Source organism: Promicromonospora xylanilytica, from assembly GCF_054782895.1.
Genome location: NZ_BAAGRP010000001.1, coordinates 414,962 through 421,685, shown reverse-complemented (window position 1 = coordinate 421,685; position 6,724 = coordinate 414,962). Strand labels below are relative to the sequence as shown.

The 6,724-nt window shown below is 70.9% G+C and carries 7 protein-coding genes; 3 read left to right on the top strand and 4 right to left on the bottom strand.

The window, feature by feature from the left end; translation table 11 throughout:
• Both ACYVK7_RS01820 and ACYVK7_RS01815 read right to left on the bottom strand, forming a co-directional pair.
• A partial coding sequence (locus ACYVK7_RS01820; protein WP_460885959.1) for a hypothetical protein occupies positions 1-243 on the bottom strand: 243 nt, incomplete at its 3' end.
• A gap of 5 nt (positions 244-248) precedes the next feature.
• Complete coding sequence (locus tag ACYVK7_RS01815; protein WP_460885958.1) at positions 249-503, bottom strand: hypothetical protein; 255 nt, start codon at positions 501-503, stop codon at positions 249-251.
• Positions 504-1,031: 528 nt separating this feature from the next.
• On the opposite strand from ACYVK7_RS01815, the gene ACYVK7_RS01810 reads away from it, so the two are divergent.
• Positions 1,032-2,936 carry a class I tRNA ligase family protein gene (locus tag ACYVK7_RS01810; RefSeq protein ID WP_460885957.1) on the top strand — a complete coding sequence of 635 codons (1,905 nt, stop codon included), beginning with the start codon at positions 1,032-1,034 and terminating at the stop codon, positions 2,934-2,936.
• Here ACYVK7_RS01810 and ACYVK7_RS01805 read toward each other — a convergent pair.
• Positions 2,933-3,793, bottom strand: coding sequence for an ion transporter (locus ACYVK7_RS01805; RefSeq protein ID WP_460885956.1), 861 nt, complete (start codon positions 3,791-3,793; stop codon positions 2,933-2,935). The genes ACYVK7_RS01810 and ACYVK7_RS01805 overlap by 4 nt on opposite strands.
• A gap of 211 nt (positions 3,794-4,004) precedes the next feature.
• Here ACYVK7_RS01805 and ACYVK7_RS01800 point away from each other — a divergent pair, with 211 nt between their 5' ends.
• Both ACYVK7_RS01800 and ACYVK7_RS01795 read left to right on the top strand, forming a co-directional pair.
• Entirely contained in the window at positions 4,005-4,268 is a 264-nt protein-coding gene (locus ACYVK7_RS01800; protein ID WP_460885955.1) for a GlsB/YeaQ/YmgE family stress response membrane protein, read from the top strand.
• Positions 4,265-5,209, top strand: coding sequence for a hypothetical protein (locus tag ACYVK7_RS01795; RefSeq protein WP_460885954.1), 945 nt, complete (start codon positions 4,265-4,267; stop codon positions 5,207-5,209). The genes ACYVK7_RS01800 and ACYVK7_RS01795 overlap by 4 nt, the downstream gene beginning before the upstream one ends.
• A 6-nt stretch (positions 5,210-5,215) precedes the next feature.
• Here ACYVK7_RS01795 and ACYVK7_RS01790 read toward each other — a convergent pair whose 3' ends face one another.
• The gene (locus ACYVK7_RS01790; RefSeq protein ID WP_460885953.1) at positions 5,216-6,583 is read right to left on the bottom strand and encodes a TrkH family potassium uptake protein; all 1,368 of its coding nucleotides are present in this window, start codon (positions 6,581-6,583) and stop codon (positions 5,216-5,218) included.
• Positions 6,584-6,724: the final 141 nt, after the last annotated feature.

Sequence of the window (6,724 nt, the reverse complement as noted above, 5' to 3'; positions counted from 1 at the left end):
GGTGGCTTCCTCGGCGTCGATGCCGGGTACGCGGGCAGCGACCGAACGCACCACGTTCGGACGATGCACGACCCAGTCATCGATCCGCAGGTCACCAGTCGTGGTCACGTGGCCGCGGCCCCCTCTGCCCATAGTGTCCGGTTTTGACGCGCTGGCCAATGATCGCACCACAACGTCGGTTTCGCGCAAGTCCTCGGGGTCGTCAGGCCCGGTGTCCTCTGCCGTTGACGTGGTCCGGTTCATCGGTGCTACCTCCGGTTCGTGGTGAACGCCGTCGACACCGCGTCCAGGCCCTGCGGCCCGGCCGTCGCGTGGATCACCGCGAGGGCGACCTCGCAGGTGGCGGCGATCAGGTCGCTCGCCCCCCACGCGTCGGCGAGGCGGTAGAGGTTGACGGCGTCGCCGTCCGCGTACGCGCGCAGGTATTGGGCGCCCAGACGAACAAGTTCGGGGTGCTCGGTGTGTTCCATGCAGCCCAGACGCGCGAGGAGCCCGGATGTCACAGCACTTGAGAGTTTTTCTTCGATTTCTCCCTCGGCATCCGGTTAGGCCCGATATTTGGCGTGCGCAGCCCGGCGAGGGCGTCGGTTCGGCGCGCGCCGCACCGCCGGATCCGGTAGGTCTGTGACGCAGGCCACATGAAAATGCATTCAGAGTGCTGTGACATCCGGGACGTGTCCGCGTCCTAGGTGCGACGCGGACAGGGTTCGGACCTCGCTGGGGGCGGGCCGAGCCCGGCGCGTCGGACAGGAGCCGTGGCTCGGAGTGCGCTGGGGGCACGCCGAGCCACGGCTCCCGTTCTTCCTCGGCTGGCAGGCCTTCCTCGGCTGACAGGTCTTCCTTACCCGGCCGTTCTTCCTTTACCCGACGCGGTCGCCCACCTATCGTGGAGGCATGCGCACCGCACGCTCGCTGCTTACGTAGCCGCGCCGGACCTGCCCCTCGATCGGGCACACCCGGTGCGGCAGCCCCTCCGTGCGAGGGGCTTTTTCGTGCCCGGACCCGATCGACGCACCCGAGAGCGAGCAGTGATGACGGATACGTACCGCACCCCAGGCCCGGCGGAGGAGCACCCGTTCCAGGCTTCCGACGACGGCAGTCGTCCCCGGCGCTACCTGCTGACGATGTTCCCCTACCCCTCGGGGGACCTGCACATGGGGCACGCAGAGGTGTTCGCCATCACCGACGTCGTGGCGCGCTACTGGCGGGCCAAGGGGTTCGACGTGCTCAACCCGGTCGGATGGGACTCGTTCGGCCTGCCGGCGGAGAACGCGGCGATCCGCAGGGGCGAGCATCCCGCCGTGTTCACCGAGGCGAACATCGCCACGCAGGCGGCGTCGATCCGGCGCTACGGCGCCTCGTTCGACTGGTCGCGGCGCCTGCACACCCACGAGCCGGCCTACTACCGCTGGACCCAGTGGCTGTTCGCCCGCCTGTACGAGCGCGGCCTGGCGTACCGGGCCGCCGCGGAGGTCAACTGGTGCCCGGCCGACCGCACGGTCCTGGCCAACGAGCAGGTCAGGGACGGAGCCTGCGACCGGTGCGGCACCGCCGTCGTCCGGCGCAGCCTGACGCAGTGGTTCTTCCGGATCACCGCGTATGCCGACCGGCTGCTGGACGACATGTCCCTGCTGGACCCGGGCTGGCCCGCGCACGTGCTGACGATGCAGCGCAACTGGATCGGCCGGCGGGAGGGGCCCGACGGTGCCACCTACCGGCTGCACGACTGGCTCGTCTCCCGGCAGCGCTACTGGGGCACCCCGATCCCCGTGGTGCACTGCCCGGCATGCGGTGAGGTGGTGGTGCCCGACGACGAGCTGCCGGTCGAGCTGCCGCACCTGGAGGGCGACGAGCTGGTCCCGGGCGACGTCTCGCCACTGGCCGGGGCGCACGAGTGGCTGCGGACGCGGTGCCCGCGGTGCGGCGGCCCCGCCGAGCGGGACACCGACACGATGGACACGTTCGTGGACTCGTCCTGGTACTTCCTGCGCTACCTGTCGCCGGGGTACGACGGCGGGCCGTTCCGCCCCGAGGACGCGGCCCGCTGGATGCCTGCCGCCCTGTACGTCGGCGGGGTGGAGCACGCGACGATGCACCTGCTGTACGCGCGGTTCGTCACCAAGGTGCTGTACGACATGGGCCTGGTCCCGTCGCCGGAGCCGTACGCACGGCTGATGAACCAGGGCCAGGTGATCAACCAGGGCAGGTCGATGAGCAAGTCGCTGGGCAACGGCGTGGACCTGGCGGCCGAGCTGGACCGGTACGGGGCCGACGCGGTGCGCCTGGCGATGCTGTTCTCGGGTCCACCGGAGGACGACGTCGACTGGGCGGACGTATCGCCCGCCGCGATGAGGAAGTTCCTGGCGCGGGTGCTGCGCCTCGTCCCCCCGCCTGGGCCAAGTCCGCACGGGTCCGGATCCCTACCGGCCCGGCTGCCTGCCGGGGCCACCGACGCCCTGCGCCGCACGGTGCATCGAACCGTGCACGACGTGGACGGGCTGATCGAGGCCGGACGGTTCAATGTCGCCGTCGCCCGGCTGATGGGCCTGGTGGGCGAGGTGCGACGGGCAGTCTCGGACGGCGGAACGGACGCCGCGGCCCACCGGGAGGCCGTCGCCGCCGTCGCCGTGCTGCTGAGCCTGTTCGCCCCGGGTACCGCACAGGACCTGTGGGAGCGGCTGGGCCGCACCACCCAGGTCGCGGCGCAGCCGTGGCCGGCCGTGGATCCCGCGCTGCTGGTGACTGCCGAGGTCGAGGCGGTGGTCCTGGTGGACGGCAAGGTACGTGACCGGCTGTCGGTACCCGCCGACGTCGTGGCGGCGGACCTGGAGCGAGCCGCCCTGGAGCGGCCGGCCGTCGGGCGAGCTCTGGGCGGCCGGACGGTACGGCGGGTGGTCGTCCGCCCGCCGCACCTGGTCAACGTCGTGCCGGGCTAGGCGGTCGAGCCGGTCTCGGCGCCGTCGTCCCTGTCCAGCTTCGCGCGCAGGGAGCGGAGCTCGGTGAGGATCTCCCGGTTCTGCGCGGCCAGGGCGTCGAGCCGCGCGTCTTTCTGCTCGTCGTCCTTGCGCTCCTCCTCGGAGATCTCCTCCATGCCGTTGACGATGACGGCGATGAACAGGTTCAGCACCGCGAAGCTGACCACCAGGATGTAGAGCACGAAGAAGATCCACGCGGAGGGGTGCTCCTCCATCACTGCCCGGGCGATGTCCGGCCACGCCTCGCCCGTCATGGCCTGGAAGAGCGTGAACAGGGACGTGCCGAGGTGCCCGAAGAACTCCGGGGCCGTCTTGCCGAACAGCCCGGTGGCTATCACCGCCGACACGTACATGACCAGCACCAGGAGCGCGCCCACCGCCCCCATGCCGGGCACGGCCCGCAGCAGCCCGTCGACCACACGGCGCAGCGACGGCACCACGGTGATCACCCGCAGCACCCGGAGCACCCGCAGGGCGCGCAGGGCGGAGAGGGACTCGCTGGCCGGGAGCAGCGCGATGCCGACCACGGCCACGTCGAACAGGTTCCACGGGTCACGGAAGAACCCTCGGCCGTTGGCGACGATCCGCAGCAGCAGCTCCACCACGAAGAAGCCGAGCATGGTGTGGTCGATCACGATCAGGACGCTGAGCGCGGTTCCGTCCACCATGGTCTCCGCACCGAGGACCAGGGCGTTCGCCAGGATCACCACGAGCACGGCGTTGACGAACCATCTCTGGTCGAGGAAGGCACGCAGCCGCCCCCGCCAGGTGCGCGGTTCGATCCGTGGCTCGGCGGGTGTGCCGATCGCCTTGTTCATCCGGTCTCCCTTGCTGTCCCCGTGCCCGGAGTCCTTGCTCCGGCCTTGCCTCAGGCCCTTGCCCGGGCGAACTGTAGCGCGACGATGCCGCCGCGATCTGCTGGGCGCAATGTCCCGATATGGGACTGATTCGGCGGGTCCGGTGGCACGTCGGTCCAATCAGTGCTGAGGTAGTGCGCAAGCAAGCCAACCACTCTGGAGGAAACACGCCATGGGTTTCTTTGCCTTTCTCATCCTCGGGCTGATCGCCGGCGTGATCGCCCGCATCGTCATCCCGGGCAAGCAGCCGGGTGGCTTCTGGCTCACCCTGCTCCTCGGTGTGCTCGGCGCCATGCTCGGTGGCTGGCTGGGCGGCCTCATCTTCAACGTCAGCATGGACGCGTTCTGGTCCTGGCAGAGCTGGCTGTTCGCGGTGATCGGCGCGATCATCGTGATCCTGATCGTCCAGGCGATCTTCGGCCGCAAGAAGGCTTGACCGCAGCATCCCGCGGCCGTGCCGTCACCGTCGTCCTCCTGACGTCGTTGGTCGGCGCGGCCGCGGTGTCGTGTACGGCAGGTGACGCACCGTCGCCGTCGTCCACGCCGGGCCCGGTGCCCAGCGATGTCGCGGCCCACCTCAGCGTCGAGGTGGGCCAGGGGCGCACGCAGTACGCGGACCGCGAGATCCTCCTCGAGGTCACCAACGGCTCGGACCGGACGATGACGCTCCTGTCCGGTGCCCTGCACGCCGACGGTTTCGGCCCGTCGCACCTGACCAAGGATCGTCCCCGGGCCTTGCGACCTGGCGCCACTCGCGACGTCTACCTGGGCCTGGGCGAGGCGCGGTGCGCCGGTACCCCGGCAGGGCCGGCCGCGCCGACGCCGGACACCGCGCCGTCGGCCGTGATCACGCTGGCTCTGGGCGAGGGGGACGGGCAGGGGCCGGCCACCGAGATCACCGTCGACGAGGTGACCGATCCCTCCGGCCATCTCGCCCGCACCCACGCGGTCGACTGTGCCCAGGCTGCCGTGGCGGCCGGCGTGCGCCTCGCCGTCGCGGCCGGCCTGCCGGTCGAGACGCGCGACGGCGAGCCGACGGCGCTGGTGACCGTCCGGGTCGAGCCGGTCGACGGCGGGCCGGAGGTCACGATCGACCGCATCACCGAGACCACGCTCATGGCGAACCCCGCCCGCGGCGACAGCTCTGGCTGGGCCGGCATTGACCTGGCGGGACAGCACTCCGGCGAGATCACTCTTCCGGTGGTCCCGGCTCGCTGCGACGCCCACGCCGTCGGGGAGGACAAGCGCGGGACGTTCCTGCCTGTGGAGGCGAGCGTCGACGGCACCGCGCAGCACGTGTTCTACCTCCCGATGCCCGACGCCGCGCGCGCCGCCCTGTACGACTTCATCGGGGACAGCTGCGGCTGGCCCGGCTGATAGCCGTCAGCCGATGATCGGGGCGCTCTCCGGCAGCCGGTACAGCCGGGTGCGGGCGCGCAGGGCCAGCGCGGTGCCGAGGGTGATCGGGCCGAGCCGCCCGATGAACATGAGCAGCACCAGCACCACCTGGTGATACCAGGCGAGCTGCGCGGTGATCCCGGTGGACAGGCCGGTGGTGGTGAACGCGGACGTCACCTCGAACAGGATCTGGTCCACCGTGAACGGCGAGAGCGCCGTTATCCACAGGGTGGGGAGAACCACGATGGCCACCGCCAGCAGAGCGAGGGTGAGGGCCTGGCGCTGGGTGGCCGGAGAGATGCGACGGTCGAAGACCGTGGCGTCCGGGTCGCCGCGCAGCTCGGACCAGATCACCACGGCGAGCACCGCGAACGTCGTCACCTTGATGCCGCCGCCCGTTCCACCGGAACCCGCGCCGATGAACATGAGGATGATCGTGCCGAGCCAGGTCTCCGTGTGCATCTCGCCGGTGCTCACGGAGTTGAACCCGGCCGTGCGGGCCTGCGTGGACTGCGTGAAGGACGCCAGGATCCTGCCGGCGGGGTCGAGCCCGCCCATGGTGGCGGGGTTGTCCCACTCGGCCACGAGGAAGAACATGGTGCCGCCCGCCAGCAGCAACCCGGTCATCAGCAGCGTGATCTTCGTGTGGACGCTCCAGCGCGACGGGCGCACCCGGTCGCGCAGCACCTCGAGGACCACGGGGAGGCCGAGCCCGCCCACGATCGTGGCGAGGCAGATCGGCAGGACGATCCACGGGTCGGCCACGAAGTCCATGAGCGACAGTGAGAACAGGGCGAAGCCCGCGTTGTTGTACCCGGAGACGGCATGGAACACGCCGTTCCACAGCGCCCGGCCGAGGGGCTCGTCGTAGGCGACCGCGAAGCGCAGCGTCAGGACCGTCGCCACGGCGGCCTCGACGACGAACGCGATGATGACGACACGCACCAGCGTCCGGCGCACGTCACCGAGGCTCACGCTGCGGGTCGACGCCGCGGCGACCAGCCGAGAGCTCAGGTCCAGGCGCCGCGAGACCAGCACGCCCAGCAGCGAGGCGACGGTCATCACGCCGAGGCCACCGAGCTGGATGAGCACGAGGATCACCGCCTCGCCGAACCCGGACCAGAAGACCGGCGTGTCCGTGACGACCAGCCCCGTGACGCACACGGCCGACGTGGCGGTGAACAGCGCCTCCATGAACGTGGCCGACTCACCGGTCGCCGCGACCGGCAGCAGCAGGAGCAGGGTGCCCACGGCGATGGCACCGACGAATCCGCCGATCACGAGCTGGCCGGGCCGACGGCGCAGCGCCGCACCTCGCCCACCCGCACGACCCGCGGGGCTGCTGAACCGCATCCGGCTACCGTCGGCTTTCGTTCGACCTGGTGGCACTCGCCCACCGGCGCCGACTGGCGCCCGACGGTTACGCTAGCCGGTCATCGGCGTGGGGGAACGCGGAAGGCGTCGCCTCCGGCGTCGGGCGGAACCCGGCGCGGA

Coding starts and splice junctions, on each gene's coding strand:
- ACYVK7_RS01810 (WP_460885957.1), top strand. CDS start 1,032: ATGACGGATACGTACCGCACCCCAGGCCCGGCGGAGGAGCACCCGTTC.
- ACYVK7_RS01805 (WP_460885956.1), bottom strand. CDS start 3,793: ATGAACAAGGCGATCGGCACACCCGCCGAGCCACGGATCGAACCGCGC.
- ACYVK7_RS01800 (WP_460885955.1), top strand. CDS start 4,005: ATGGGTTTCTTTGCCTTTCTCATCCTCGGGCTGATCGCCGGCGTGATC.
- ACYVK7_RS01790 (WP_460885953.1), bottom strand. CDS start 6,583: ATGCGGTTCAGCAGCCCCGCGGGTCGTGCGGGTGGGCGAGGTGCGGCG.